The 24621-nt window shown below is 67.9% G+C and carries 22 protein-coding genes; 7 read left to right on the top strand and 15 right to left on the bottom strand.

Annotated elements, in window-relative coordinates:
- The first annotated feature begins 104 nt into the window (after nt 1–104).
- Complete coding sequence (locus tag J2Y54_RS09150) at nt 105–1118, top strand: GGDEF domain-containing protein (protein ID WP_310038938.1); 1014 nt, start codon at nt 105–107, stop codon at nt 1116–1118.
- 426 nt (nt 1119–1544) lie between these two features.
- Here the strand turns inward: J2Y54_RS09150 and J2Y54_RS09145 are convergent, their stop codons facing one another.
- Entirely contained in the window at nt 1545–2024 is a 480-nt protein-coding gene (locus J2Y54_RS09145; RefSeq protein WP_310038936.1) for a DUF421 domain-containing protein, read from the bottom strand.
- The gene (locus J2Y54_RS09140; protein ID WP_310038935.1) at nt 2024–2683 is read right to left on the bottom strand and encodes a hypothetical protein; all 660 of its coding nucleotides are present in this window, start codon (nt 2681–2683) and stop codon (nt 2024–2026) included. Before J2Y54_RS09140 ends, J2Y54_RS09145 begins: the two co-directional genes overlap by 1 nt.
- Between J2Y54_RS09140 and J2Y54_RS09135 the strand changes: the two genes are divergently transcribed.
- From J2Y54_RS09135 to J2Y54_RS09125, 3 genes are read left to right on the top strand one after another with little or no spacing between them, the layout of a single operon-like run.
- On the top strand, nt 2657–3508 hold the full coding sequence (locus J2Y54_RS09135) for an SDR family oxidoreductase (protein WP_310038934.1): 852 nt from the start codon (nt 2657–2659) through the stop codon (nt 3506–3508). The genes J2Y54_RS09140 and J2Y54_RS09135 overlap by 27 nt on opposite strands.
- Before the next feature lie 49 nt (nt 3509–3557).
- The gene (locus tag J2Y54_RS09130; protein WP_310038933.1) at nt 3558–4559 is read left to right on the top strand and encodes a beta-eliminating lyase-related protein; all 1002 of its coding nucleotides are present in this window, start codon (nt 3558–3560) and stop codon (nt 4557–4559) included.
- Nucleotides 4556–5485: an EamA family transporter gene (locus tag J2Y54_RS09125; RefSeq protein ID WP_337847987.1), complete on the top strand. Its 930-nt coding sequence runs from the start codon at nt 4556–4558 to the stop codon at nt 5483–5485. The genes J2Y54_RS09130 and J2Y54_RS09125 overlap by 4 nt, the downstream gene beginning before the upstream one ends.
- Here J2Y54_RS09125 and J2Y54_RS09120 read toward each other — a convergent pair.
- Together J2Y54_RS09120 and J2Y54_RS09115 are read right to left on the bottom strand one after the other, a co-directional pair.
- Nucleotides 5395–6219 carry an NAD(P)-dependent oxidoreductase gene (locus J2Y54_RS09120; RefSeq protein ID WP_310038929.1) on the bottom strand — a complete coding sequence of 275 codons (825 nt, stop codon included), beginning with the start codon at nt 6217–6219 and terminating at the stop codon, nt 5395–5397. The genes J2Y54_RS09125 and J2Y54_RS09120 overlap by 91 nt on opposite strands.
- A 24-nt stretch (nt 6220–6243) precedes the next feature.
- Nucleotides 6244–7929: a M28 family metallopeptidase gene (locus J2Y54_RS09115; RefSeq protein ID WP_310038928.1), complete on the bottom strand. Its 1686-nt coding sequence runs from the start codon at nt 7927–7929 to the stop codon at nt 6244–6246.
- A gap of 114 nt (nt 7930–8043) precedes the next feature.
- Here J2Y54_RS09115 and pepN point away from each other — a divergent pair, with 114 nt between their 5' ends.
- Complete coding sequence (gene pepN, locus J2Y54_RS09110; RefSeq protein ID WP_310038926.1) at nt 8044–10656, top strand: aminopeptidase N; 2613 nt, start codon at nt 8044–8046, stop codon at nt 10654–10656.
- A gap of 216 nt (nt 10657–10872) precedes the next feature.
- On the opposite strand, the gene J2Y54_RS09105 is transcribed toward pepN, so the two are convergent.
- On the bottom strand, nt 10873–12495 hold the full coding sequence (locus J2Y54_RS09105) for an alkaline phosphatase D family protein (protein WP_310038924.1): 1623 nt from the start codon (nt 12493–12495) through the stop codon (nt 10873–10875).
- Nucleotides 12496–12626: 131 nt separating this feature from the next.
- Between J2Y54_RS09105 and J2Y54_RS09100 the strand changes: the two genes are divergently transcribed.
- Nucleotides 12627–14102 carry a DUF2029 domain-containing protein gene (locus tag J2Y54_RS09100; RefSeq protein WP_310038922.1) on the top strand — a complete coding sequence of 492 codons (1476 nt, stop codon included), beginning with the start codon at nt 12627–12629 and terminating at the stop codon, nt 14100–14102.
- Here J2Y54_RS09100 and J2Y54_RS09095 read toward each other — a convergent pair.
- Genes J2Y54_RS09095 through J2Y54_RS09085 form a run of 3 tightly spaced genes read right to left on the bottom strand, consistent with a single transcriptional unit; the run spans nt 14075 to nt 16731 of the window.
- Complete coding sequence (locus J2Y54_RS09095) at nt 14075–15271, bottom strand: glycosyltransferase (protein ID WP_310038920.1); 1197 nt, start codon at nt 15269–15271, stop codon at nt 14075–14077. The genes J2Y54_RS09100 and J2Y54_RS09095 overlap by 28 nt on opposite strands.
- Before the next feature lie 9 nt (nt 15272–15280).
- Entirely contained in the window at nt 15281–15808 is a 528-nt protein-coding gene (locus J2Y54_RS09090; protein ID WP_405052926.1) for a DUF2141 domain-containing protein, read from the bottom strand.
- Nucleotides 15805–16731 carry a hypothetical protein gene (locus J2Y54_RS09085; protein WP_310038919.1) on the bottom strand — a complete coding sequence of 309 codons (927 nt, stop codon included), beginning with the start codon at nt 16729–16731 and terminating at the stop codon, nt 15805–15807. The genes J2Y54_RS09090 and J2Y54_RS09085 overlap by 4 nt, the downstream gene beginning before the upstream one ends.
- A 178-nt stretch (nt 16732–16909) precedes the next feature.
- Between J2Y54_RS09085 and J2Y54_RS09080 the strand changes: the two genes are divergently transcribed.
- Nucleotides 16910–18001 (top strand): glycosyltransferase, encoded by a 1092-nt coding sequence (locus J2Y54_RS09080; RefSeq protein ID WP_310038918.1) that lies wholly within the window; start codon nt 16910–16912, stop codon nt 17999–18001.
- Here the strand turns inward: J2Y54_RS09080 and J2Y54_RS09075 are convergent.
- The 7 genes from J2Y54_RS09075 to pyrE all read right to left on the bottom strand — a co-directional run bounded on the left by J2Y54_RS09075 (nt 17986) and on the right by pyrE (nt 24452).
- Entirely contained in the window at nt 17986–20028 is a 2043-nt protein-coding gene (locus J2Y54_RS09075) for a TonB-dependent receptor domain-containing protein (protein WP_310038917.1), read from the bottom strand. The two genes, J2Y54_RS09080 and J2Y54_RS09075, sit on opposite strands and share 16 nt — an antisense overlap.
- Nucleotides 20025–20663 carry a maleylacetoacetate isomerase gene (maiA, locus tag J2Y54_RS09070; protein WP_310038915.1) on the bottom strand — a complete coding sequence of 213 codons (639 nt, stop codon included), beginning with the start codon at nt 20661–20663 and terminating at the stop codon, nt 20025–20027. The genes J2Y54_RS09075 and maiA overlap by 4 nt, the downstream gene beginning before the upstream one ends.
- Entirely contained in the window at nt 20660–21721 is a 1062-nt protein-coding gene (locus J2Y54_RS09065) for an AI-2E family transporter (RefSeq protein WP_405052925.1), read from the bottom strand. Before J2Y54_RS09065 ends, maiA begins: the two co-directional genes overlap by 4 nt.
- Before the next feature lie 60 nt (nt 21722–21781).
- On the bottom strand, nt 21782–22651 hold the full coding sequence (gene lepB, locus J2Y54_RS09060; protein ID WP_310038912.1) for a signal peptidase I: 870 nt from the start codon (nt 22649–22651) through the stop codon (nt 21782–21784).
- 10 nt (nt 22652–22661) lie between these two features.
- Nucleotides 22662–23072 (bottom strand): holo-ACP synthase, encoded by a 411-nt coding sequence (gene acpS / locus J2Y54_RS09055; protein WP_310038911.1) that lies wholly within the window; start codon nt 23070–23072, stop codon nt 22662–22664.
- 70 nt (nt 23073–23142) lie between these two features.
- Nucleotides 23143–23871, bottom strand: coding sequence for a pyridoxine 5'-phosphate synthase (locus tag J2Y54_RS09050; protein WP_310038910.1), 729 nt, complete (start codon nt 23869–23871; stop codon nt 23143–23145).
- A complete protein-coding gene (gene pyrE / locus J2Y54_RS09045) occupies nt 23868–24452 on the bottom strand; it encodes an orotate phosphoribosyltransferase (protein ID WP_310038909.1) in 585 nt (194 codons plus the stop codon). Before pyrE ends, J2Y54_RS09050 begins: the two co-directional genes overlap by 4 nt.
- Nucleotides 24453–24621 lie beyond the last annotated feature (169 nt).

Below are 24621 nucleotides of genomic sequence, written 5' to 3'. Positions count from 1 at the left end.
ACCGGATATTAGCAGTTTCGGGCTAGCTCCGGTGGCGAAGGGATGGGCGCGTCGAGGGTACGCGCCTCCGGGCATCGGAGGAAGACGTGGTGAGGCTGGCGAGGGTGTCGCGTACAAACAGTGCGGATGACCCGGCGCGGCAGCTCTATGAGCGCATCGGCGCGTTTCTCTTCGACCAGCGGCTGGAGCCCAGCCCCGCCAATTTCGCCTTTGCCTGGCACTTGCTGCACGACCCCGCCGGCCCGTTGGCGCAGGCGGTGGAGGCGCTGACCGAGGGCGGGGTGCGGCTGACTCAGCGCGATATCGAAACGCTTGGCTGCACCGCACCCGATCCGGCAGCGACCAAGGCGCGCGACAATGTCGAAGGGCTGGTTGCCAAGACCAAGCTCCAGGTCGCCGGGTTCCAGGACATGGTTCAGGCGATGCGCGACGAAACCGCCGGGTTCGGTCGCGACCTCGCCGCCAGCGCCGACGCGATTCGTCGCTCCAGCGGCGGTCCGGAAGGGGGCGCGCTCGATGAGGTCGCCCGGATCACCGGGGCGATGCTCGAACGCGTGCACCGCGCCGAATCGCAGCTTGAAAGCGTGACGCGTGAAGCCAGCGAACTGCGCAGCGCGCTCGAGGAAGAGCGCGATACCGCGCGCCGCGACGCGCTGACGCAATTGCCCAATCGCCGCGCGTTCGAGGAAGCGTTCAGCGCGCAACAGGCCTCGGGCGCCCGGTTGTGCATCGCGGTGTGCGATGTCGATCACTTCAAATCGGTCAATGACCGGTTCGGCCATGCGGTCGGCGATCGCGTGCTGCGCACCATCGCGCAGGCACTGACCGAATGCTGCACCGGGCATCTCGTCGCGCGGCACGGCGGCGAGGAATTTGTCGTGCTCTTTTCCGGCATCGGTATCGCCAAGGCGCGCGACATCATGGAAACCGCGCGCGCCTCGGTCGCGTCAAAGCGCTATCGCCTGCGCGAATCCGATCAGCCGATCGGAGAAATCACCTTCTCGGCGGGGCTTACGCGCGTCCATATCGGCGAGCCGCTGGCCAGCGCGTTCGAACGCGCCGATGGCAAGCTTTACGATGCAAAACATGCCGGACGGAATCGGATCATCGGTGGCTGAAAGTTCGTAAATTTCACCAACTGGTCCGGTAAAACGCACCAATATCCTCGGCAATATTATTCTAAATCCCTGTAAATCAGGGACTTGTGGAAACTGGCACGGTCTCTGCAATCCTTCTGGCATCCCGGCGGAATGATCCACCGGCAGATGAAAGAGGGAACTAATCATGGCACTTCGTTTCGAAAGCTTCGCCCGCTCCGCCGTCGCTCTGGTCGGCGCTGCTGCCTTCACCCTGATGATGGTCGCCAACACCGTCAGCCTTGGCCCGGTCGCCTGATCCGCCACATTCACTCAGGGAGATCTCACATGGTTCGTCAGCTCTTCGTCGCGCTCGTGTCGCTCGGCCTCACCGCCGCCATGGTCGCCACCACCATCGCACCCCAGTCGGCAGGCTTCATCGCCTGACCGGCGGGGTGCGCCCCCGCTTCACGCGGGCCGCGCATCCTCTGCCTGTGCGGGCTCGCCGTCCCCGCGCCTGATGAAGCTGATCCGCCCCTCGGGCTCCAGGATCGCCCAGGCAACATCACGGACATGGGCAATGCCCGCCAACCGCATCTCGGATTCCACTTCGCGCCGCGTCAGCCGGTCGCGCTTCAAATTGGCCGCGATCAGCGCCCCGTCGCGGATCAGCACGCGCGGTTCGCCCTCGATCGCCCGCTCCGCACGTAGCCAGCGATAGCTGACCCAGCCGAGCACGCTCGCCCAAAAGGCAAAGGTCGCGATTGCCAGCGTCGCCCCGGTCAGGCTGAAATCATTATGCGTGATCCCCTGCTGGATCAGGTCGCCGAGCACGACCAGCATCACCAGTTCGAACGGCGTCATCTGTCCCAACTCGCGCTTGCCCATCAGACGTAACAGCCCGAACAGGATCGCGAACATCACGCTGGCGCGGATCACGATATCCATCAGGGCAGCACCATGATCGTGAGCGGAACCGCCGCGCGTTCGCGCTCGCCGTCCAGCAGCGCGATCTTGCCCTGGGTTCCTGCGAACAGCGGCGGATTGATCTGCCCGTCGATCTTGATGTCGAGTGTTTCGCCCGGCTTTAGCGGGCCATAGTCGAAGCGGAACGCGCCGTCCGTGAACGACTCTTCGCTCGGCGCGGGGATCATCGTGTTGATCGTCATGTCGCGCCACAATGTTGCGTCGACAGCGATCACCGCCTTTTCGATCGGTGCGCGCGCGGTGACGCGGATCCGGGTTTCGAAAAACATCCCGTTGCGGATGACGCGCGGGGTATGGACGTCCAGCATGGCGGCATCGCTTGCGATGGTAACCGACCGCGCCTTGCCCCCGCCGAACAGTCCCGCCAGCGCCGCAAGCATCAGCGCGCTCAGCAGGATCAGCGCCAGCCAGCGCCGCCGCCCGCGCCCGGACCCGGTCGCCGGATCGGCATGCGCCGGGACGATGCCGTCGGGATGAGAGGGGGCGGGCGCGTCGCTCATCCGTCCGTAACGAACATCATGTGGCCCGGTTGCGCGGAACCCCTTCGCCGCGATCTGGTTGGTACGCCGGGCGGGGGTCAGATGGAGCGCAGCATGACCGACACCGCTGAAATGATTCACGAAGATGCGCTGCCGGGTGAGGAGCGGACGCTCGACCCCAGCCCCGAATGGCAGCCGCGCTATCCCGGCTCGGGCCGGCTCGAGGGCAAGGTCGCGCTGATCACCGGCGCTGACAGCGGCATCGGTCGCGCGGTCGCGGCGCTGTTCGCGCGCGAAGGCGCCGACATCGCCATCCTTTATCTGCTCGAAGACGCCGATGCCGAAGAGACGAAGCGCATCGTCGAGGCCGAGGGGCGCCGCGCGATCCTGATCAAGGCCGATGTCGGATCAAAGAAAATGTGCGACCGCGCGGTCGCGCAGACGATCGCGGCATTCGGAAGGCTCGATGTCCTCATCAACAATGCCGGCGAACAGCACCCCGACAAGGACATTCGCGACATTACCGAAGAGCAGTTGCTACGTACCTTTCAGACCAACATCTTCGGCATGTTCTATTTGGTACAGGCGGCAATTCCACACCTGCAATCGGGTGCTGCGATCGTCAATTGTACATCCGTGACGATGTATCAGGGCTCGGCCGAACTGCTCGATTATTCGAGCACCAAGGGCGCGATCACCGCCTTCACGCGCTCGCTCTCGGAAAATCTGATCGGACAGGGCATTCGCGTCAACGCGGTCGCGCCCGGCCCGATCTGGACCCCGCTCAACCCCTGCGGCGGCGCCACGCCCGAAAAGCTGGAGCATTTCGGCGAGGGCACGCCGATGGGTCGTCCGGGCCAGCCGAACGAGGTCGCCCCCGCCTTCCTGTTCCTTGCCTGCGAGGATGCGAGCTACATGTCGGGGCAGGTGCTGCATCCCAATGGCGGGATCATCGTCAACGGATGATCCAACGGGCTGATTGACCGGGATCGCGTGGCGGCGCATCTGGGCCGCCATGCGCTTCTTCTCCGACAACGCCGCCCCCGCCTGTCCCGAGGTTCTCGCGGCGCTGACCGCAGCCAACGTCCAGGACACCGCCTATGATGGCGACCGCTGGAGCACCGCGCTCGACGCCCGCTTTTCCGAGCTATTCGGGACCGATGTTGCCGCGCTCTGGGTGCCGACCGGCACTGCGGCCAATTGTCTCGCCCTTGCTGCGCTCTGTCCGCCCCATGGCGGGATCGTCTGCCATCGCGAGGCGCATATCCAGATGGACGAAGCGGGCGCGCCCGAATTCTACACGCATGGCGCCAAGCTGCTGCTCGCCGAGGGTGCTGGGGCCAAGCTGACGCCTGATGCAGTGCTCGCGGTCATCGACGCGATCCGCCCCGATGTGCACCAGGTTCAGCCGCACGCCATTTCGATCACCAATGCGACCGAATATGGCCTCGCCTACACCCCGGACGAGGTTGCTGCGATCGGCGCGCTGGCCCGCGCCCGCGGGCTTGGGCTGCACATGGACGGTGCCCGCTTTGCCAATGCGGTGGCGCATGTCGGCTGCGATCCAGCGGACGTGACCTGGCGCGCCGGGGTCGATGCGCTCAGCTTCGGCTGCGTCAAGAATGGCGGCATGAGCGCCGAGGCATTGCTGTTCTTCCGTCCGGACCTGGCTGCCGCTACCCGCATCCGCCGCAAGCGCGCCGGGCATCTTCAGTCGAAGGGCCGCTATCTTGCCGCGCAATTGCTGGCGATGCTCGACGACTCGGTCTGGCTCCGCAACGCGCGCGCCGCCAATGCCGGGGCCGCGGCTCTGGCACGGGCGGCACCGCATCGTCTGGTTCACCCGGTCGAAGCGAACGAGATGTTCGTCCGGCTGTCCGCCGCTGAGGCTGCCGCGTTGCGCGCCCAGGGCTTCGATTTCTACGATTGGGGACCGGGTGAGGCCCGGTTCGTGGTTGCGTGGGATCAGGACGACGCGGCGGTCGCGCCGCTCGCCGACGCGCTCGCCGCGCTGTGAGCGAGGGCACGCCAGCGGCCCCTCGGCCCAACTCGACCAGGCTCGCGGTGCTGATCCCGTTCGGCATCGTCACGCTGATCTGGGGATCAACCTGGCTGGTGATCACCGGCCAGCTCGGTACGGTCCCGCCGACCTGGTCGGTGACCTATCGCTTTCTTGTCGGCGGCGTTGCCATGCTGGCCTGGGCGGCATGGTCGCGTCAGCCCTTGTGGCTCGACCGGCGCGGGATGATCTTCGCGGCACTGCTCGGGCTGATGCAGTTCGTGCTCAACTTCAACTTCGTCTATCGCGCCGAGCTTTACGTGACGTCGGGGCTGGTCGCGGTGGTGTTCGCGCTGCTGCTGGTGCCCAACGCGATATTGTCGCGCATCTTTCTCGGCCAGCGCATGGGACGGCAGTTGCTGGTCGGATCGCTGGTGGCGATGGCGGGGGTGGCGCTGTTGTTCGTCCATGAAATCCGCCGCGATCCGCAGGGCGCCGGCCAGGTCTATTACGGGATCGGCATCACGCTGCTTGGCGTGATGTGCGCGTCGGTCGCCAATATCATGCAGGCGACCGAAACGTCGAAACGCTATCCGATGGCAACGATGATCGCCTGGGCAATGTTGCTCGGTGCAGGCATGGACGGCGCCTTCGCCTGGATCACCACCGGGCCACCGGTATTTGAATGGACCGCAACCTATATCGCGGGCGTGCTGTATCTCGGCATCGTTGCGTCGGCCGTGGCATTCCCGCTCTATTTCGGGATCATCCGCGTGATCGGCCCGGCCAAGGCGGCCTATTCGAGCGTGCTGATCCCGGTGATCGCGATGCTGCTCTCGACCCTGTTCGAAGGTTATCGCTGGTCGCTGCTGGCGGGGGCCGGGGCAGCGCTGGCGGGGATCGGGCTGGTCGTGGCGCTCAAGGCGCGCAGGCCGGCGCGGTAATCGGGAAAGCGCGGCCGCCAGTTCAGCACGCGCTTTGCCTTGCCGTTCGCAACCCGGCGGTTCTCGGCATAGAAGGCGCGGGCCTGGGGTGACAGCTGCGCTTCGGCCAGCGGGACGAGGGGCGGGACCGGCAGGCCGAGCAACCGGCATCCAAAAGCGATCACGTCCGATTGCGGCGCGGGTTCGTTGTCTGCGAGGTTGTACGCGCCCGCAGGCGCATCGAACCCGGCAATGACCCCGGCGGCCAGATCGGTCACATGGATCCGGCTGAACACCTGTCCCGGCACGTCGATCCGGCGCGCTTCGCCCGCGCCGATGCGATCGAGCGGCGAGCGGCCCGGACCATAAATGCCGGGCAGGCGAAACACCCGCGCACCCAGGTCCAGCCATGCCGAGTCCGCTGCCGCACGGGCTGTGCGCCGCCCGTGGCCGGTCGGTGCGCTCTCGTCGACCCAAGCGCCCTGTGCGTCGCCATAAACGCCGGTCGAGGAGAGATAGCCGAGCCATGCCTCGCTCGCTGCCAGCGCCGTGCCATAGGTCGCCAGCACCGGATCGGCCTCACCCGGCGGGACCGAGGACAGGATATGCGTGGCCTGCGCGATCTCGAACCGCACCCGGTCGCCATCGTCAAAGGCGAGGTTGCCCGCGCTGCCCGTCGCCCTGACGCGCGCGGTGGGCAATGCCGCGACGATGTGGCGCGCGCTGTAACCGAGGCCAAAGATGAGGAGGCGCATCACGCCTCCCCGATCCGGTTCAGCTCACTTCGCGCCATAGCCGTTGTACAGCGTCCCGAAGAAATCGCCCTTCTTCCACGCCGGGCGCTGGTCGGCATCGGCGATTTCGCGCGCGATGACGTAATTCGCCTCGATGAAGCGAACGCCCTGGTCCCACAGGATTTCGGGGTTGGTGATCTCGTCCGATGCGCGGTGATAGCGGCTCGCCAGGAAGCGGTCGAACGCCTCGCGGCCAACGCCCGCCATGCCCGGCCACAGGAACACCGACGGGATCCCCTGCTGGACAAAGCGATAATGGTCGGAACGCACGAAGAAGCCCTGTTCCGGCATCGGATCGGTGCCGACGCCGACGCCGACTGTCGCGGTGGCGCGGGCGACGATGTCGCCAAGCGTCGAACGCGCTGCGCCGAAGGCGATCATGTCCTCGAACTTGTACGTGATCACCGGCATGTCGAGATTGACGTTGGCGACGATCTTGTCCTTCGCCACGGTCGGGTTGTGCGCGAAATAATCCGCGCCGATCAGCCCCTTTTCCTCGGCCGTGACGGCCAGGAACATCACCGAACGGCGCGGCGGCTTGCCCGATGCCTGGAAGCGCTTGGCTTCCTCGATCAGCGACGCGATGCCCATCGCATTGTCCATTGCGCCATTATAGATGGTGTCGCCCTTCGCATCGGGGCGGCCGACGCCGACATGGTCGAGATGCGCGGTCAGCACGACCACCTCGTCCTTCAGCTTGGGGTCGCTGCCGGGGATGATCCCCGCCACATTCGGGCTCTTGACCATCTTGCGCTCGGTCTTGAGCGCGGCGGCGAGCGTCGCGCGTGCGGCAAATGGCTTCAGCTGCGGCTTGCCGTCCGCCACCGCCTTGGTCGCGGCGGCCCAGCCCTTGTCGTCGCCGAACAGCTTGGCCGCGCCGGCGGTGCTGAGCGACGCCAGCGTCGGCGTACCCTTGGCGGGCAGATGGCCGTTGCCCTGCGCATCCGCCCAGGTCATGCGCCAATCGTTCCAGAAATCGACCTGACGGGCAAAGGGGCGGGGCGATCCCGGCGTTTCGATCAGGATGACCCCGGCCGCGCCCTTCTTGGCCGCGATCACCGCCTTGTTGGCATTGTTGCCGAAATGCGCGCGCTCCTCGCCATCGAAGCTGCCGGGTGCGCCAGCGAAGATCGCGACGATCTTGCCCTTCACATCGACGCCCTTGTAATCGTCGCGCTGATATTGCGGCGCGACGATGCCGTATCCGGCGAACACCACGCCGGCATCGACCAGCGTGCTCAGCTTTTCGGGATCGCTGCCGGGAATATAGTCCTTGCCGAACTCAAGCGTTACCGGCGTACCGCGACGCGTGACGGTCAGCGTGCCCTTGTCCGCCGGGCGGAAGCTCAGCAGCGGCACCATCTGGAGATAGCTGCCATTGTCGCCGGCGGGACGCAGACCCGCCGCATAATATTGCGAGGCCACATATTCCGCAGCGATGTCATATTCGGGCGATCCGGCATCGCGGCCCTTCATCGCGTCCGATGCGAGGAAGATGACATGCGCCTTCATCGCCGCTTCGGCGGGCGGCAGCGGCGCGTTGACCCGGGCGATATCCTCGGCGCTGGGACCTGCCGGGGCAGGGGCCGGGGCGTTCTGCGCCAGCGCGGCGGGCGGCGCGAGGAGCAGCGAAAGAGCGAGCGTCGAATGCAGCAGGCGGAACTTGGACAAGGTGCCGAACTTTCGTTTGAACCAAAGAGGGGGTGAGGCGTAGCATCTCGGCGATACACCGCAATCGAATTTCTTCGCGTGCGGCACCCCCCGCTCGCGCGTAAAGGCCCACAGATGATCGACGCACTCGACGCTACGCCCGCCCTGCAACCCAGTGTGATCCGCCGCGCGGACTATGCGCAGCCCGACTGGCTGGTGCCGGACATCGATCTCGATTTCGACCTGGCGCCGGGCGGCACCCGCGTGCGCGCGTGCCTGTCGGTGACGCGCAACGGCGCGCATGATCGCCCGCTGCGGCTCGACGGCGACGGGCTGACCCCGCTCGCGGTGCGGGTCGATGGCGGGGAAGCGGCGTGGCGCATGGACGGCCCGACGCTGGTGATCGACCTGAACGGCGATGCGCACAGGATTGAGACCGAGGTCGAGATCGTTCCCGATCGCAACAGCCAGCTGATGGGGCTCTATGCCTCGGGCGGCAATCTGTGCACCCAGTGCGAGGCGGAGGGGTTCCGCCGCATCACCTTCTTCCCCGACCGGCCCGATGTGCTGTCGCGCTATCGCGTGCGGATGACGGCGGACAAGGCGCGCTACCCGGTGCTGCTCGCCAATGGCGACCCGGTGGCACAGGGCGACGGCGCGGACGGCAGGCACTGGGCCGAATGGCACGACCCGTTCCCCAAGCCGAGCTATCTGTTCGCGCTGGTCGCCGGCGATCTCGCCGCCAACCGCGCCACCTTCACTACCGCCAGCGGGCGGGAGGTGCAGCTCGCCATCTGGGTGCGTCAGAAGGATCTGAGCAAGACCGATCATGCGCTCCACGCGCTGAAGCTCAGCATGGCATGGGACGAGCGCGTCTATGGCCGCGAATATGACCTCGACGTGTTCAACATCGTCGCCGTGGATGATTTCAACTTCGGCGCGATGGAGAATAAGGGGCTGAACATCTTCAACAGCCGCTACATCCTCGCCGACCCCGATACCGCGACCGACTATGACTATGACGCGGTCGCCGCCGTGGTCGCGCACGAATATTTCCACAACTGGTCGGGCAATCGCGTCACCTGCCGCGACTGGTTCCAGCTGAGCCTCAAGGAAGGCTTCACCGTCTATCGCGACCAGTGTTTCTCGGCCGATCAGGGCTCGGCTGCGGTCAAGCGGATCGAGGACGTTCGCGGCCTGCGCGCGGCGCAGTTCCCGGAGGATGCGGGGCCGCTCGCGCATCCCGTCCGCCCGGATGACTATATCGAGATCAGCAACTTCTACACGGCGACCATCTACAACAAGGGCGCCGAGGTGATCCGCATGATCGCCACGATCCTCGGCCCACAGAAGTTCCGTGCGGGCAGCGACCTCTATTTCGAGCGGTTCGACGGCACGGCGGCGACGTGCGAGGATTTCGTCGCGTGCATGGAGGAGGCGAGCGGGGTCGACCTGACCCAGTTCCGCCTGTGGTATTCGCAAGCCGGCACGCCGCGCGTGTCGGCGACGCTGACGCATGAGCCCGGCGGGGGCCGCGCCATGCTGACGCTGCGGCAGGATGTTCCGGCCACGCCCGGCCAGCCGCACAAGGCGCCGATGCTCCTGCCGCTGCGGATCAAGCTGTTCGGGGCGGACACCGCGACCGCGTTGATGCCCGAACAGCTGGTCCTGCTGGCCGAGCAGGAGACGGAGATTCAGTTCGACGGGGTTACCGAGCGCCCGGTGCTGTCGGTCAATCGCGGCTTTTCCGCACCCGTCATCGTCAACACCAACCGCAGTGCCGCTGACCTTGCCTTTCTTTCGGCGCATGACGACGACCCGTTCGCGCGGTACGAGGCGATGCAGCAGCTGATGCTCGACACGCTGGTCGGCGCGGTGACCCGGGGCCATGTCGACCATGGCCCGGTGATTGCGGCGGTGGCGAACACGCTGGCCGATCCGGCGCTCGACCCGGCCTTTGTCGCCGAAGCGGTGCTGCTGCCATCGGACAGCTTCATCGGCGACCAGCTCGCCGTGGTCGATCCTGAACTGATCTTCCAGAAGCGCGAGGCGCTGCGCCGCGACCTCGGCCGCGCGCTCGAAGCGGAATGGCGCGGGCTGTACGACAGCGTCCGCGCCAACCGCTTCGAATATTCCCCGTCGGGGAAGGGCGCGCGGCGGATCAAGTCGGTCGCACTCGGCTATATCAACGCCAGCGGCGCGGCGGACGGGCCGGAACTGGCCTTCGCGCAGTTCGAGGCGGCGGACAACATGACCGATCGCCAGGGCGGGCTGATGGCGCTCGCCAACCTCGCGTCCGAAGCCGCCGATGCGCGGCGCGTCGCGGCGCTCGACATCTTCTATCACCGCTACAGCGACAACAGCCTCGTGCTCGACAAATGGTTCCAGACCCAGGCGCTGTCGACCCGACCCGACACGCTGGCAGCGGTGCAGGAACTGGCGCAGCACCCCGACTTCACCCTCGCCAACCCCAACCGCGCGCGCGCACTGGTGGGCGCGTTCGCGGTCAACCAGCGCGCCTTTCATGGCGTCGATGGCGGCGGTTACCGCTTCGTGGCCGATCAGCTGATCGCGCTCGACAAGCTCAATCCGCAGACCGCGGCGAAGCTGGTTCCGCCGCTCGGCCGCTGGCGGCGCTTCGACGCGGCACGCGCCGCGAAGATGCGCGCCGAACTCGAACGCATCCTCGCCCAGCCGGGGCTGAGCAAGGACATGACCGAGCAGGTGAGCAAGAGCCTGGAGGGGTGACAGTTTCTTCCTCGCCCCTCCGCAGGAGGGGAGAGGGACGCGTAGACTTGGCCTTGCGAAGCAAGGCCTTAGTCGGAGCTGGGAGAGGGGTGGGCGGCTACGCAGTAGCCGCGCGGAGCAAAGCTCCGCTCTACCCCTCTCCCAACCTGCGCTAGGCAGCAAGCTGCCAAGCTGCGGTAACCCTCTCCCCTATCAAGGGGAGAGGGCAAGAACTCTTCACGCCATCACATTCCGCCCGCGCATCACCGTCGCGCTATGCCCGATCCGTGCCGCCTTGTTCGGCGTCAGCACGGTGTCGACGAACAGCCAGTCGTTGCGGACGCTGTCGGGCGTAACCGTCACCGCCATGTAGCCGCGGTTCGACGTGTCGCACCATTTCAGCTCGGGATTGCCCTCGACCAGCGCGCGGGCGACGACCTTGGGATCGATCTTGATCGAGCCTTCATAGCCCGGCGAGCTGACCGACTGGCCGGCGAATTCGACCCCGGCGGGCTTGCCGTCCTGCGCCAGATCATAGGCCCAGGCATTGTGACTGTCCCCGGCCAGCACGACCAGGTTCGCGCCCATCGCCTGCGCCGAGGACAGGAAACGCGCGCGCGCGGCCGGATAGCCACCCCAATTGTCGAAATTCATCGGCAGCCCGGCGGCACTGAGCGCGACACCCGCCTGGACATAGCGCTTGGCGCGCTCGGGCGCGTCGGGGGCGAGCCATTCGGTCGCCTGGCGCGGCGTCATCGTCTTGCCCATGATCGTGCCGAAGCCGACCATCTGCCAGCGCGTGCCGGCCTTGACCGAGCGCGCCATCTCGGCGGCGAGCCAGGCTTCCTGCTCCCAGCCCATCATCGTCATCGCCTTGTCCTGCCACGGGCCGTCGCGGAACGCGGCGATGGCGGCGGCGGAGTCGGGCGCCATGATCAGCGCGGCGGCCTCGCGCGGCTTGGTACGACCGATCAGGCGGGTTTCGGTGCGGAACAGGGTGGCAAGCGAACCGATGGCATAGGCCTTCCACGGTTCGTCCGACACCGGCATCCATTCGCGCCAGGCCTGGAACGCGGCCGCCTTGCGGATGCTCCAGTCGCCCTCATTCGCCTGATGATTCTGCGCGCCGCCTTCCCAGCTGTCGTTGGTCGATTCATGATCGTCCCAGGACACGATCATCGGCTTGGCGGCGTGCAGCGCGGCAAGGTCGGGGTCGGCGCGATAGCTGGCATAGCGCAGGCGATAATCGGCAAGATGGATGATCTCGCCCTCGGGCAGCGGCCAGCGGTCGCCGACGGCGCCCGTTGCGGGCGCGTACCCACCCTTCTGATATTCGTAGATATAGTCGCCGAGATGGACGGCCAGATCGATGTCCTCCCGCGCCGCAGCATGGCCATAGGCGTTGAAATAGCCATAGGGCAGGTTGGAGCAGGAAAAGACCGCGATGCCGAACCGCGCCGCGCTGCCCAGCGGCAGGGTCTTGGTCCGACCGACCGGGGAAAAGCTGCCGTCCGGGGCCACGAAGCGGTAGAAATAGCGCGTGCCGGGCTGAAGGCCGGTGACCGTGATCTTGCCGGTCCAGTCGCGCCACGGGCCGGTGATCGTCTCGCCGCCCGCCACGATCCGGGCGAAATCGGCGCTGGCCGACACCTCGACCCGCAGCTTCGCCGAATCGCCATTGGCGACATAGCGGGTCCACAACAGCATCGATGTCGCCGACGGTTCGCCGCTCGCGACATTGTGGGTGAAGCCCGCGGCCGGCCAGTTCGGCGCCTGTGCGGCGAAACCGGGAACGGCATAGGCGCCAAGGCCAAGCGTGCCGGTAAGGATGAGTGCGCGGCGGTCGATGCGAAACGTCATGGCGTGTCTCCCTGATCGTTTCGTCCTTGGCGCGGCCATGTGGCTGGTTCGTGACACTTGGCGGACAGCGCACATTGCCGGAAGCGGATGACGTCCGTACAGCGGGGCGTGCGCGGTGTCCGGAGGCGTTGATGCGTAACCCAGTCCTGTCCGCGGCGACCCGCCCTGCACTGCGTGTCGCCATGGTCGCGGCGGTGGTGCTGGGACTGCTCGCACTGATCCGGCCGATCGACCATGACGAAAGCCAGTATGTCGCGGCCGCGATGCTGGGCTGGACCGGACTGCCCATCCGCGACTTCGCCTATCTGCAGACGCCGCTCCAGCCGCTGCTGTTCGCGCCGCCGGTGGCGCTTGCCGGGGATTATGGCTGGCCCGCGACGCGCCTGCTCAACGCCGCGCTCGGCGCCGGGATGCTCGCGCTGTGCCATGCGACGATGCGCGCGGCGGGGGCGGGGGCACGACCCGCGCTGGTCGCCACCGCCCTGCTCGCGGCGACCGACATCTTCCTGTTCAGCGTTTCGACCGCGCGGAACGATGCGCTGCCCGCTTGCCTGCTCGCGGCAGGTCTGCTCGCGGCGGTCCATACCGCGCGCACGGGCGGTTCGGCGATCATCAGCCTGTTCGCCGGACTCGTGCTCGCCGGCGCCGCTGCCGCCAAGGTTTCCTATGCGCTCCCGGCTGCGGCCTATGGCCTTTATGCCCTGATCGACCGGCGGCACCGCCCGGTCGCGCTGCTCGCCGGGGCGTTGCCGGCCTGTGCGCTGGTCGCCGGTATCGCCGCATCGGCGCCGCATGCCTTCTGGTTCGACGTCATCCGCTTCCCGATCGAAGCGCCGGCCGAATATTATCGCGCGCTGGGCCGCGCCGACAAATTGTCCGCGCTCATCAAGCTGGTCGATCTGGTCAAGTTTCTCGCGCTGGGCGGCGCCTTGCCGGCGCTGTTATGGGTCGTTTGGCGGCGACCGTCCGGGGCGGGCGCGCGAATCGCTGCTCTGTTCCTTGCTGCGGGGTTGGTCGCAGCGGCGGCGCCGACGCCGGTCTGGCGGCAATATCTGTTGCCGGCGCTGCCGCCGCTGTTCGTCCTGCTGGCGCTGTCCTGGACGGTGCATTCGCCGCGTCGCCCTTGGCGGATCGCGCTGATGATATTCGCGGTGGCGGGGCTGGCGCCGACGCTGCACAGCCTGATTGCCGGTCGACCGGCAATTGCGGAGGCGATGCGGGAAAGTGCTGCCGTGCGCGCAGCAATGGACCGGGCGGGCGTGACCGGGCCGGTGGCGACGCTGGCGCCGCAGTTCCTGCCTGCGACCGGGCGTCCGGTCGATCCGGCCTGGGCGACCGGCCCGTTCTATTTCCGCAGCGCCGGCCTGTTGTCGCCGACCGAGGAGCGCACTTTTATGCTGGTATCGCAGGCGACGCTGGCGCAGCACCTGCGCGACCCGGCAATGCGCCCGGCGGCAATCCTGGTCGGCGGGGAGGGGCGGTGGACCGCCGGCAACGCCGCGCTGGACGCTGCAATGGAACGCGCGGCGCGGGATGCGGGCTGGCGACAGGTGCCGGTCGACAGCGCCCGGATGCGGCTTTACGTCCCGCCCGCGCCCAGCGGCTGACCGGCCGCGCGCCGCGCGATCATGTCGGCGTACAGGTCCACCAGCGCCAGGGCATGGTCGCGGTCGGAAAGCACCGCCGCCGCTGCCGCGCGGGTGGCGGCGCGCAGCGTCACCGGATCGCGGCTGAACATGCGCCCGATCGCATCGGCACAGGCGCGCGCATCGCGGGCGGCATAGGTTTCGGCAAAGGCCGGCTCGGCCACCTCGGCGCACCCGCCCTCATCGGGCACGATCAGCGGCAGGCCGCTCGCCAGCGCCTCGCACGCCACCAGACCGAATGGCTCCTGATCCGATCCGTGGATCAGCGCGTCGGCGCTGGCGAGAATGCGACTGAAGCGTTCGCGGTCATAGACCGGTCGGAACAGGCGGATATGGCGGTTCCCGCCGATCTGTCGTTCCAGCGCGACGCTTTGCGGTCCTTGGCCCAGCAGCATCAGCCCGACCGGGCGCTCGGCCCCGGCAGCCTGAACGGCGTCGATGACCATCGACCAGCGCTTTTCCTTGTGATGCCGGCCAAGGCCGATCAACAGATGTCCCTCCGGGGGCAGGTCGAGCTGCGCGAGCATCGACGCGCGCAGCCGTTCATCGCGCAGGTCGGGCGAGAAATGGGTGCGATCGATCCCCAGCGGCATCGCCGCATCGACCTGCGTCCCGCGCCGGCGATAGCGTTTGGCAAGTGCCGGGCCGTTGGTGACGAACGCATCGTAGCGCGCGAGGAACCGGTCCATGTAGCGGGTGTACCAGCCGAACATCTGTTCGACCCGCTCGGCGCTGGCGACGCCCTCCAGCCAGCGCTGGGCATAAGCGCCGATATTGTCGTTATGCGCGAAAAAGACCTTGAGCGCGCGCCCCTGCCAATCGCCCACGAACCAGGCCGGGCGCCAGGGCGAGCTGTTCTCGACCACATCCGGGTCGATCCGGTCGAGCAGCCGGCAAACCGCCCCCGGATCGTTGAACAGCCAGTAATTGCGGTCGAGGATCAGCGGCGGCGATTTCACCCAATGGATCCGGCCGCCATCGGGCCGATCCTCGACCCGGTCCTCATGGAACGGGGCGATGACGATCAGCTCATGGCCATGTTCGGCCAGAATCCGCATCTTGCGGTCCAGATAGGTGCGGACCCCGCCGCCGGTCGGCGAATAATATTCGTTGACGTCGACGATCCGCATCGGGCGCGGTCAGTCGCCGGCGTGCGGGGCAAAGCCGGACAGGCCGCGCAGATACTGGGTGCGAACCGTCACGGTCGTGCCGGTCGGACCGACGGTAATGACCGCGTCGTCCAGCTTCGGGCGATTGCGTCCGAGATTGCGGCTTTTGACGAAACCGGCGCCGTCACGCCAGAAATTGAACTTGTTCTTCCCGTCGCGGTCATGGGTGAACAGCAGTGCATAGCGACCGGGGCGCGGGGCGCGGATGCACAGCGACACCGGCCCGCTCTGCGGCGGGGTCGACCAGATCCGGGCAAAGAACTTGCCCTCGTTGCGCAGCTTGGTGTCGTCCTTGAGAAAGTCCGCTTCGGTCGCCGGATAGAGTTCAAGCTTGAGCCGGCCGGTACGGTCCTTGAGGCCGGTGACGTTGACGCGCACCGCCGGGCTGCCCGGGGTGCAGGCGGCGTCGGCATCGGTCAGGATCTGCGCAGCGGCGGGGGTGGCCGCGACCGCGGCGGTCAGGATGATCGGCAGCAATAGCAGGCGCACGATGGTCAGCTCTCCTTCTTGATCAGGTCCAACAGTGCAAAACCCGCGATCAACACGACATGAATAAGCAGCGTCAGCGCCGCCGAAAAGGCGAGCATGTCCGACAATGCCTGTCCCTGCCCGATCAGGATGATCGCAAAATTGGCGAACAGCAGGTCCTTGTTGGGGACTAGCGGCAGGCGCGAGACGAGCAGCCGCGCCGCGGCAAGGCCCATCCACATCGCCAGCGATACTTCGGGCATTGCAAAATGCCATGCACAGGCGATGACCACCGACCCGAACAGGATGCGCAGGGCGTGCATCCCGAAAATCCACCAGAGCTGCGCGCGTTCGAGCGAGAAGACGCGCTTGGAAAAGATCAGGAAGGGCAGCGAGATCGCCAGAATCACCCCGATCGACACCAGCGCGGTGTTGAACTGGGCCGGGGTGAGCAACCCGCTCGCCAGCGGCAGGACGAGCAGCAGCATCGCGAGGGTGATCCCGTTGCCCGCAATCGCCGACAGGATCGTCACGTCCTTTACCGCCCCGAACGGAGCGGCGACCATCTTGGTGCGCTGCCGTGCCCAGGCATAGAAATAGGCGTCGCCCGAATAGCCGAGCACGACTTCGTTCGCGATCCGCTTGCGGTGCAGCGCGACCATCCCGCTGAGCGGGATGCGCCACAGCCGGTGGTAGATGATGTAATCGAAGGTCGGCGGGCCGAGGTAGAACAGGATGAAGAAGAGGTAGAAGATCCAGCTGTTCGGCGCAGCTTGGGACAGGCCGGCCAGCCCCTTGTCGAACAGCTCGCGCGCGAGCCCCACGACCATCAGCAGCGACACCGCCGCGCCCAGCAGCATCGGCCAGCGGCGGCGGATCGTCTGGATCGGTTCCAGTCCGGCAAGATCCTCGGCCGCTGGCAGCGGAGCGGGATCGGCGATCGTCGTGTTCATCGAGGCTTGCGCTCCCGGCGGTTCAACATAGGCCAAAAAGGACGCCCTTCTCCGGGAGTATTACGGCTGTGTATCGACCCGTCACAGCCTTTTTGGATTCCATCGCGTGGCGGGTTGGCGCCAGATTGCGGTTTCTTCGCGGGGCGATTTGGGCTTTAGCAGGGCAAGCTGCAAGCCCATGCCCGATTCCAGTCCGCCCGCACGCCATATTCTAAGCTTCGCCCAGACGCTGAAGGGCGGTGGGGTCGAACGCGCGCTGCTCCGCATGGCCGATGGCTGGGCCCGTGCCGGGCGCCAAGTCACCTTGGTGATCGGAGATCCGCAAGGCGCGCTGGCGCATGAGCTGCCCGCCGGGGTCGCGGTGCGGACACTGGGCAGCGGTTCCTATCGCGCGCTGTTCGGCTTGCCGGCAATCGTGCGCGCCACCGCGCCCGACATCATTTTCTGCCCCGGCAATCATTATTCGGCGGCGGCCTGGTGGCTGCGGCGGCGGCTCGGCGCGGGCTGTCCGCCGCTGGTCGGCAAGATTTCCAATGCGCTGGTCCGCCCGGATCTGCCGCGCGGTGCGGGGGCCGCCTATCGCGGCTGGCTGCGCATGCATCCCGGATTTCTCGACCGCGTCGTTGCGATGACCCCGGCGATGGCGGTCGAGGCGGTAGAAGCGATGGCGCTCCCACCCGCGCGAGTCGCGGTCATTCCAAATCCGCCGGCACTGCCGATTCGCGGTGCCGCCCCGCCGCCGCTGCCGGATGGTCGCTTCATCCTCGGTGTCGGGCGGTTGGCGCCGCAAAAGCGCTGGGATCGCCTGATCGCCGCGCTGCCGCGATTGGCCGATCCCAGCGTTTCGCTGCTGATCCTGGGCGAGGGCGATGAGCGGTCAGCGCTTGAGCGCCTGGTCGCGCGACTCGGCCTTGCCGATCGCGTCATGATGCCGGGCCATGCGCCCGATCCGCTCCCCGCGATCGCGCGCGCCGACCTTGTCGCGCTGACGTCCGAATTCGAAGGCGTGCCGGGCGTGGTACGCGAAGCCCTGGCCGCGGGAACACCGGTCGTCGCAACCGATTCGAGCGTCGCGATCCACGAACTGATCGACACGCCCGATCGCGGTTCGGTGGTCGAGCCGGGCGACCGCGCGGCACTGGTGGCCGCGCTCAATCACTGGCTCGCCCCGGGGCGCCCGCGCCCGGCTCCGCTGGTCGAACAGGGGCCCGATCCGATCGCGGCCTATCTTGCGCTGTTCGATACGCTCGCCGTTCAGTCCGGGCGATAGGTCACCGCGAACCACAAGGTGCGCGGCGCCGCGCGCTCGACCACGCCGGTCCCCGATATTCCGGTTTCGATCTGCGTGTCGGTCAGGTTTTCGCCGCGTGCCTGGATCGCGATGCCGGCGCCGAGCGGAACCCGGATCACCGCATCGATCGTCCAGGCATCGGCCAGCGCGCGCGCGTTGAGATCGTCTTCATACTGCGCCGCGACATAGCGGGTGGTGGTGGCGATGCTCAGCCCGCGATGGCGATAGCCGAGATGCGCCGACAGCTGATGCGGTGCGGTCTGCGCCGGTCGCCGCCCGTCGAGCGCGGCGGCCGCGCCGCGCGCGCGCACCCGCGCGTCGACATAGGACCAGGACAGGCCGCCCCCCCAGCGCCCCGACTCCCAGCGCGCATCGACCTCGATCCCGCGCGAGTCGATCGCGTCCAGATTCTGCCGCACCCGATAGGCGCCGCCGGCGGCAACAAAACCGACCCCGGGAAAGCTGCCCGGACCGCTGCCCAGCGTGACGTTCCCGATCGCGGCATCGAGCCGGTTGAGAAAGGCGGTGGCGGCAACAGTCACCCCGCCCCCCGGCGCGAGATCGGCGCCGGCCTCGATTCCCTGCACCCGCTCGGGTGCCAGCAGCGCATTGGCTGCGGTCGCGTCCGGCCCGGCGCGGAACGGGCGATAGAGTTCGTTGAGCGTGGGGAGGCGCCAGCCGCGATAGGCTGCGGCGCGCAGCGTGACCCCCGCATCCGCGCGCAGGGCGGCGCCCACGCGCCCGCTCGCTTCCCATCCAGTCCGGTCGGCAAAGTGCGTATCGGTGAGCGCAGGTCCGCCGGCAATCGGGGCCTCGAACAGCCGCCCGTCGCGGATCGCCCAGCGATCGACTCGCCCGCCGGCGGTCAGCGTCCAGGGGCCGCGCGCGATGCTGAGGTCGGAGAACAGCCCGGCGGTCGTGCTCGCGCCGCCCGCGCTGCGCCGTCGCGTCGCGCTTCCGGCGACAAAGCTGTAAAGTTCGGCGGTGCGGCCGCTGACCCCGCGCAGGTCGCCGCCGGCGCGCAGCGTGATCCCGGTGCCCAGCGGTGGTTCGATCTCGATGCGCAGCCCCTGGCCCGTGGCGGGAACCTGCTGGTCCAGCGTCGGGCTGGCGAGCGTGCGGGTGGCATTGACGCTGGCAAAGCCGGTGGCGAAGTCGCGATGCTGCAGCCATCCGGTCATTGCCCAGCGCCATGTGTCGCGCCCGACCAGCCGGATGCTGGCGTCGACGCCGCGGCTGTCGACCGGGGTGAAGGCGGTGCCGCGCTCGCGCTCGTCGCGAAAGCCGGTAAGGCTGGCCTGCAGTTCGACCGCATCGGCCAGCGGCACCACGCCCCGCAGCATCACGCTGGCCTGACGATAGGGTGCGGCCCGATCGGCGCTGCCGCGATCATCGGCCACGATCGGGACGAAACCGTCGCCCCGCGCAAATTGCGCGGCCGCAGTCACCTCGCCCTGGCCGAGCGTGGCGCCGGCCGTGGCCACCAGATCGATGGCATCACGGCTGCCATAGCCGGCGCGCAGCGCGAACGGGCCGAGCGAGTCGGCGCTCGCGCTGAACAGTTCGACCGTCCCGGCCAGCGCGCCCGCTCCGTGATAGCCGCTGCCACCGCCGCGTGTTACCCGGACCCGGGCAAGGCGTTCGGGCAGATAGGCGGGAAAGGCGACCCAGCCCCCGAACGGATCGGCCTGCGGTACGCCGTCGAGCAGCAGCAGCGCGCGGCTCGAGGCATTGCCGCCCAGCCCGCGCAGTGTCAGCCCCTGTGCCGTCGGGTGGGACGAACGCGAATCGGCGCGCCGAAACTGGGCGATCCCGGCCGCGTCGCGCAGCACATCCTCGATCCGGCCCGATGCGCTCTCGGTAATCCGGGTGCGATCGATCTCGACCGTTGCCAGCGCGGCCTCGCCCGGGGGGGCGTCCAGCCCGGTGCCGGTGATCACGATTTCGTCCTGTGCCGCTGCCGAAATGGGGAGTGCGAACAGGATCAGGGACAGGGGACGGATCATGCCGGCTTCGCGCGCTCCGGGCTCGCCTCGGCAAAGGGCGCGAGGGCGCAGGCCGCAGCGTCGGCGGCGACCAGCGTGGGGAAGGGGTCGAGCGGCACGTCGAAGCGGCGGGCATTGTACATTTGCGGCACCAGCAGCACGTCCGCGATTCCCGGCGCCACGCCGCCCAGGAACGGCCCGTCGGCGCGGCGCGCAGCGGCAAGCGCTTCCAGCGCGGCAAAGCCTTCGCTCACCCAATGCCGGTACCAGTCGCCCCGCGCATCGCTATCGGCCCCGAACCGCGTCTCCAGCGCCTTGAGCACGCGCAGATTGTTGAGCGGGTGGATGTCGGCGGCGATCAGCAGCGCCTGGGCCATCGCATCGGCGCGCGCGATCGGGTCGGCCGGGATCAGGCGCGGCTGCGGATAGGTCGCATCGAGCCATTCGATGATCGCCAGGCTCTGCGTCAGGATATGCCCGCCGCCAATGTCGAGCGCGGGCACGAACCCCTGCGGGTTGCGCGCCAGATGCGTCTCGCTGCGCTGGGCGCCCTCGACCAGATGCACTTCGCGCCGCTCATGCGCGACGCCCTTGAGGTTGAGCGCGATGCGCACGCGATAGGCCGCGCTCGAGCGGAAATAGTCGTAGAGAATCATGCCTGGGCCTCATCCTGTGCAGGGGCGGTGGCGGGTCCGTCGTCGCTGCCGAACCCGGCGGCCACCGCCTGTTCGGAGCGGCGTTCGAGCGCCACCTTGATCATCGCGACGATCGGGTCGGCCAAAGCGAGGCCGAGAAAGCCGAACAGCGTGCTCATCAGAATCTGTGACGACACCGTCAGTGCTGGCGGCATGTCGACGGTGCGCCGCGCCACCAGCGGCAGCAGGACATAGCCGTCAAAGGTCTGGACCCCGAAATAGATCGCGATCGCCCAGAGCCCCTCGCTTGGTCCCGCGCTGAACCCGACGGCGACCATCAGCACTCCGGAAATGAACGCGCCGATATTGGGGATGAAGGCGAGCATCCCGGTGAGGATGCCGAGCAGCAGCGCCATCGGCACGCCGGCCAGCTCGAGCAGGATCCAGGTGACGATGCCTTCGAACACCATGCCGAGCAGACGCCCGGCCAGCAGGATGCGCATCGTCCGGGCCATCCGCGCCACGGTGATCGCGAACTGGTCGCGCGACGCCATCGGCACCATCCATTGCAGCCCGCGCTCGTAGAGCCGGGGCTCCATCGCGACGAACAGGCCGATGACCAGCACCAGCACGAAGCTGGCGATCGCCCCGATCGCGCCGCCGATCAATGAGGTGACTCGCCCGACCGAGCCTAGCGCCTGCTGCGCAAGGCCGCTCATGTCGGACGCCGCGGGCATGAGGCCGAGTTCGCTGAGCCAGCCGCTCAGCCGCATCGCCTGAACCTCAAGCGTTGCGCGCAGCTGTTCGGCCTGCGCGGCGATCTCGACCCCGGTGAGGTAGAACACGCCTCCGATGAACGCCACGACACCGATGACCACGATCGTCAGCGCGAGTGCGCGCGGGATCGGGACCGCACGCCGGATCAACCGTGCGCCGCCGTCCAGCATCGATGCGACGACCAGCCCGGCAAAGATCAGCAGCAGCGGCTGGATCAGCAGCACGACCATTGCCGTCGCGATGGCAAGGCCGAACCACACCGACGCGCGGCGCAGCTCGGCGCGCATCACCGGGTCGCGCATCTCGTTGGGGCCGGGCGCCTGGGTAACGTGTACGGGTGCGTCCTGCGGATCGGCCACGGTTCAGCCGCCGCTGCCCTGGGGACGCAGCGTCTCGCCGGCGCGTCCGGACCGCAGTGCGGGCAGCCAGCTCAGCGGATTCCAGCTGCTGGTCCCGTCAAGGCTGAAGGTGATGAACTCGGCGCGACCCCCGATATTCTCGATCGGCACGGGCCCGCCCAGCCCCTCGGGCGCGCCATCGGCGCCGAGCGCGGGGGCGCGGCTGTCGGCGCTGTTGTCGCGATTGTCCCCCATCAGCCAGACATGGCCGGCCGGAATGCGCAGCGGGGCGAAATTGTCGGCGCGCGTCGGGCCGATGTCGATCGTGTCGTAGCTGACCCCGTTGGGCAGCGTTTCGCGGATGATCTCGACATTGCAGACGCGCGCACCCGCCGCGTCGCGCGTCAGTGCACCGGGATAATGGCGCGGGTCGCAGGCGAGGTTGGCATCGACCCGAAGCGGGCGCAGCCCCAGCCGCTCGCGCCCGACCGGCCGGCCGTTGAGGTACAGGATGCCGCCATGCATCTCGACCGTGTCGCCGGGCAGCCCGATCACGCGCTTGATGTAATCGGTGCGCACCACGGGATGGCTGACGATGACGATATCGCCGCGCGCCGGGGCGCCGCCGAACAGCCGCCCCTGAATGAACGGCAGGATCGGGAAGGTCGGGGTGACATAGGAATAGCCATAGGCATATTTGCTCACCACCAGCCGGTCGCCGACCAGCAGGCTGGGCATCATCGATTCGGACGGGATGTAGAATGGCTTGGCGATCAGGCTGTGAAAGCCGAGGACGGCCAGCACCAGCCAGAACACGCCACGCGCTTCACCCCACCAGTCGGTCCCGCGCTGCGCGCCAGGCTTGCCACCGTCGAGTGCCAGATTCTTGCCCATTGCGTCTCCCTCATGCACCCGCGACGGGCCGCGCCTCGATCACCACGAGCGCCTGCGCCCAGGGATGGTCGTCGGTCAGGGTCAGGTGCACCGTCACGGCGTGACCGGGCGGCGTCATTGCGTCAAGCCGCGCGCGCGCCCCTCCGGTCAGCGCCAGCGTCGGCGCGCCCGACGGCGCGTTGACCACGCCGATATCGCGCATGAACACGCCAGACTTGAAACCGGTCCCGACCGCCTTCGAAAACGCCTCCTTGGCGGCAAAGCGTTTCGCGAGCGTTGCGGCATAGGTCAGCGGCCGTCGCGCCGCCTTGCGCAGCTCCACCTCTGTGAACACGCGCTGTTCGAAGCGCATGCCGAACCGGTCGAGCGAGTTCTGGATCCGCTCGATATTGCACAGGTCCGATCCGATGCCGATGATCACGCCGCTATTGTCCCGATCCGGCGATCATGCGTGCGGGCCGGTGCCGCTGCGCCGTCAGGCGCAAACCATCTCACCGCGCCGAATCCATCAGCGCACGCATCCTCCGAACCACCGGCGCCAGCCCGTCGAAAATCGCCTCGCCGATCAGGAAATGCCCGATGTTCAGTTCCGCGAGCTGCGGAATCGCCGCGATCGGCACGACATTGTCGAACGTCAGGCCGTGCCCGGCATGCACTTCGATCCCGTTCTTGGCCGCCAGTGCGGCGGCATCGGCGATGCGCCGCAGTTCGGCCGTCTGCGCCGCGCCCTCAAGCTCGCAATAGCGCCCGGTGTGCAGTTCGACCACCGGCGCGCCCAGCCGGATCGCCGCTTCGATCTGCGCCGGATCGGGTTCGATGAACAGCGACACGCGGATATTCGCGCCCTTGAGTTCGCTCACCATCGGCGCGAGCAGGTTATGCAGCCCGGCCGCGTCCAGCCCGCCCTCGGTCGTGCGTTCCTCGCGCCGCTCCGGCACGATGCACGCCGCATGCGGGAGGTGGCGCAGCGCGATCGCCAGCATTTCGTCGGTCGCGGCCATTTCGAGGTTGAGCGGGACGGTCAGCTCCGCCGCCAGCCGCGCGATATCATCGTCGGTGATGTGCCGCCGGTCCTCGCGCAGATGCGCGGTGATGCCGTCGGCGCCGGCCTCGGCCGCCAGCAACGCGGCGCGCACCGGATCGGGATAGCCGCTCCCGCGTGCGTTGCGCACCGTCGCGACATGATCGATGTTCACGCCAAGGCGAAGGTGGTTCATCATGCTGCAGCCCGGCTGCCCGGCTTGATCGCCGGAATCGCCGCCAGCTCGGGCGGGAGCGCGTCGGCGGCATAGCTCGGCACGTCGAGGCGAATCAGCGGGAAGAAGGGCACGCCAAGATCGGCGGTGCCGTTGGAACGATCGACCAGCGACGCTGCGGCGATCACCTCGCCACCCGCTTCGGCGATCGCCTTCATCGCCTCGCGACTCGACAGGCCGGTGGTCACGACGTCTTCCATCATCAGCACCTGCTGCCCCGGTTCGAGGCGAAAGCCGCGCCGCAGTTCGAAGGTTCCGGTCGGGCGCTCGACAAACATGGCATCGACATCGAGCGCGCGGGCGACTTCTTGGCCCGCAATCACGCCGCCCATCGCGGGCGATACGACCGCGGTGATCCGCGCGCGCAGCGCTGCGGGGATGTTCGCAGCCACCGCTTCGGCCAGCCGCGCCGCGCGACGCGGGTTCATCAGCACGCGCGCGCATTGCAGGTAACGCGGGCTGCGCAGTCCCGACGACAGGATGAAATGCCCCTCCAGCAGCGCCTGCGCCGCGCGGAATTCGTTCAGCACCTCGTCTTCGGTCACGCGTCCATCCTGGCTAGTCCCTGACGCGCCGCATCTAGGCACGGGGTTCGCCCCCCGCAACTACGGTGTCAAAAAGAGGTGCGGACGTGCTTGAGGCGCGCGCGCGAGGTGCTATAGGCCAGCGTCAACGGGCGAATTGCGTCCGCGCGACCGGTACAGCCGGCGCCCC

The sequence above is a fragment of the Sphingomonas sp. BE123 genome (genome assembly GCF_031456015.1).
Lineage (GTDB): Bacteria > Pseudomonadota > Alphaproteobacteria > Sphingomonadales > Sphingomonadaceae > Sphingomonas.
The sequence above is the reverse complement of the archived record's forward strand: the minus strand, read 5'-3'. Positions and strand labels throughout refer to the sequence as shown.

What these genes read in the sequence shown, in the direction of transcription:
- J2Y54_RS09145 (WP_310038936.1), bottom strand. Translation starts at nt 2,024, where the DNA reads ATGGATATCGTGATCCGCGCCAGCGTGATGTTCGCGATCCTGTTCGGG.
- J2Y54_RS09135 (WP_310038934.1), top strand. Translation starts at nt 2,657, where the DNA reads ATGACCGACACCGCTGAAATGATTCACGAAGATGCGCTGCCGGGTGAG.
- J2Y54_RS09130 (WP_310038933.1), top strand. Translation starts at nt 3,558, where the DNA reads ATGCGCTTCTTCTCCGACAACGCCGCCCCCGCCTGTCCCGAGGTTCTC.
- J2Y54_RS09120 (WP_310038929.1), bottom strand. Translation starts at nt 6,219, where the DNA reads ATGCGCCTCCTCATCTTTGGCCTCGGTTACAGCGCGCGCCACATCGTC.
- pepN (WP_310038926.1), top strand. Translation starts at nt 8,044, where the DNA reads ATGATCGACGCACTCGACGCTACGCCCGCCCTGCAACCCAGTGTGATC.
- J2Y54_RS09105 (WP_310038924.1), bottom strand. Translation starts at nt 12,495, where the DNA reads ATGACGTTTCGCATCGACCGCCGCGCACTCATCCTTACCGGCACGCTT.
- J2Y54_RS09100 (WP_310038922.1), top strand. Translation starts at nt 12,627, where the DNA reads ATGCGTAACCCAGTCCTGTCCGCGGCGACCCGCCCTGCACTGCGTGTC.
- J2Y54_RS09095 (WP_310038920.1), bottom strand. Translation starts at nt 15,271, where the DNA reads ATGCGGATCGTCGACGTCAACGAATATTATTCGCCGACCGGCGGCGGG.
- J2Y54_RS09085 (WP_310038919.1), bottom strand. Translation starts at nt 16,731, where the DNA reads ATGAACACGACGATCGCCGATCCCGCTCCGCTGCCAGCGGCCGAGGAT.
- J2Y54_RS09080 (WP_310038918.1), top strand. Translation starts at nt 16,910, where the DNA reads ATGCCCGATTCCAGTCCGCCCGCACGCCATATTCTAAGCTTCGCCCAG.
- J2Y54_RS09075 (WP_310038917.1), bottom strand. Translation starts at nt 20,028, where the DNA reads ATGATCCGTCCCCTGTCCCTGATCCTGTTCGCACTCCCCATTTCGGCA.
- maiA (WP_310038915.1), bottom strand. Translation starts at nt 20,663, where the DNA reads ATGATTCTCTACGACTATTTCCGCTCGAGCGCGGCCTATCGCGTGCGC.
- J2Y54_RS09065 (WP_405052925.1), bottom strand. Translation starts at nt 21,721, where the DNA reads ATGCGCGACCCGGTGATGCGCGCCGAGCTGCGCCGCGCGTCGGTGTGG.
- lepB (WP_310038912.1), bottom strand. Translation starts at nt 22,651, where the DNA reads ATGGGCAAGAATCTGGCACTCGACGGTGGCAAGCCTGGCGCGCAGCGC.
- J2Y54_RS09050 (WP_310038910.1), bottom strand. Translation starts at nt 23,871, where the DNA reads ATGATGAACCACCTTCGCCTTGGCGTGAACATCGATCATGTCGCGACG.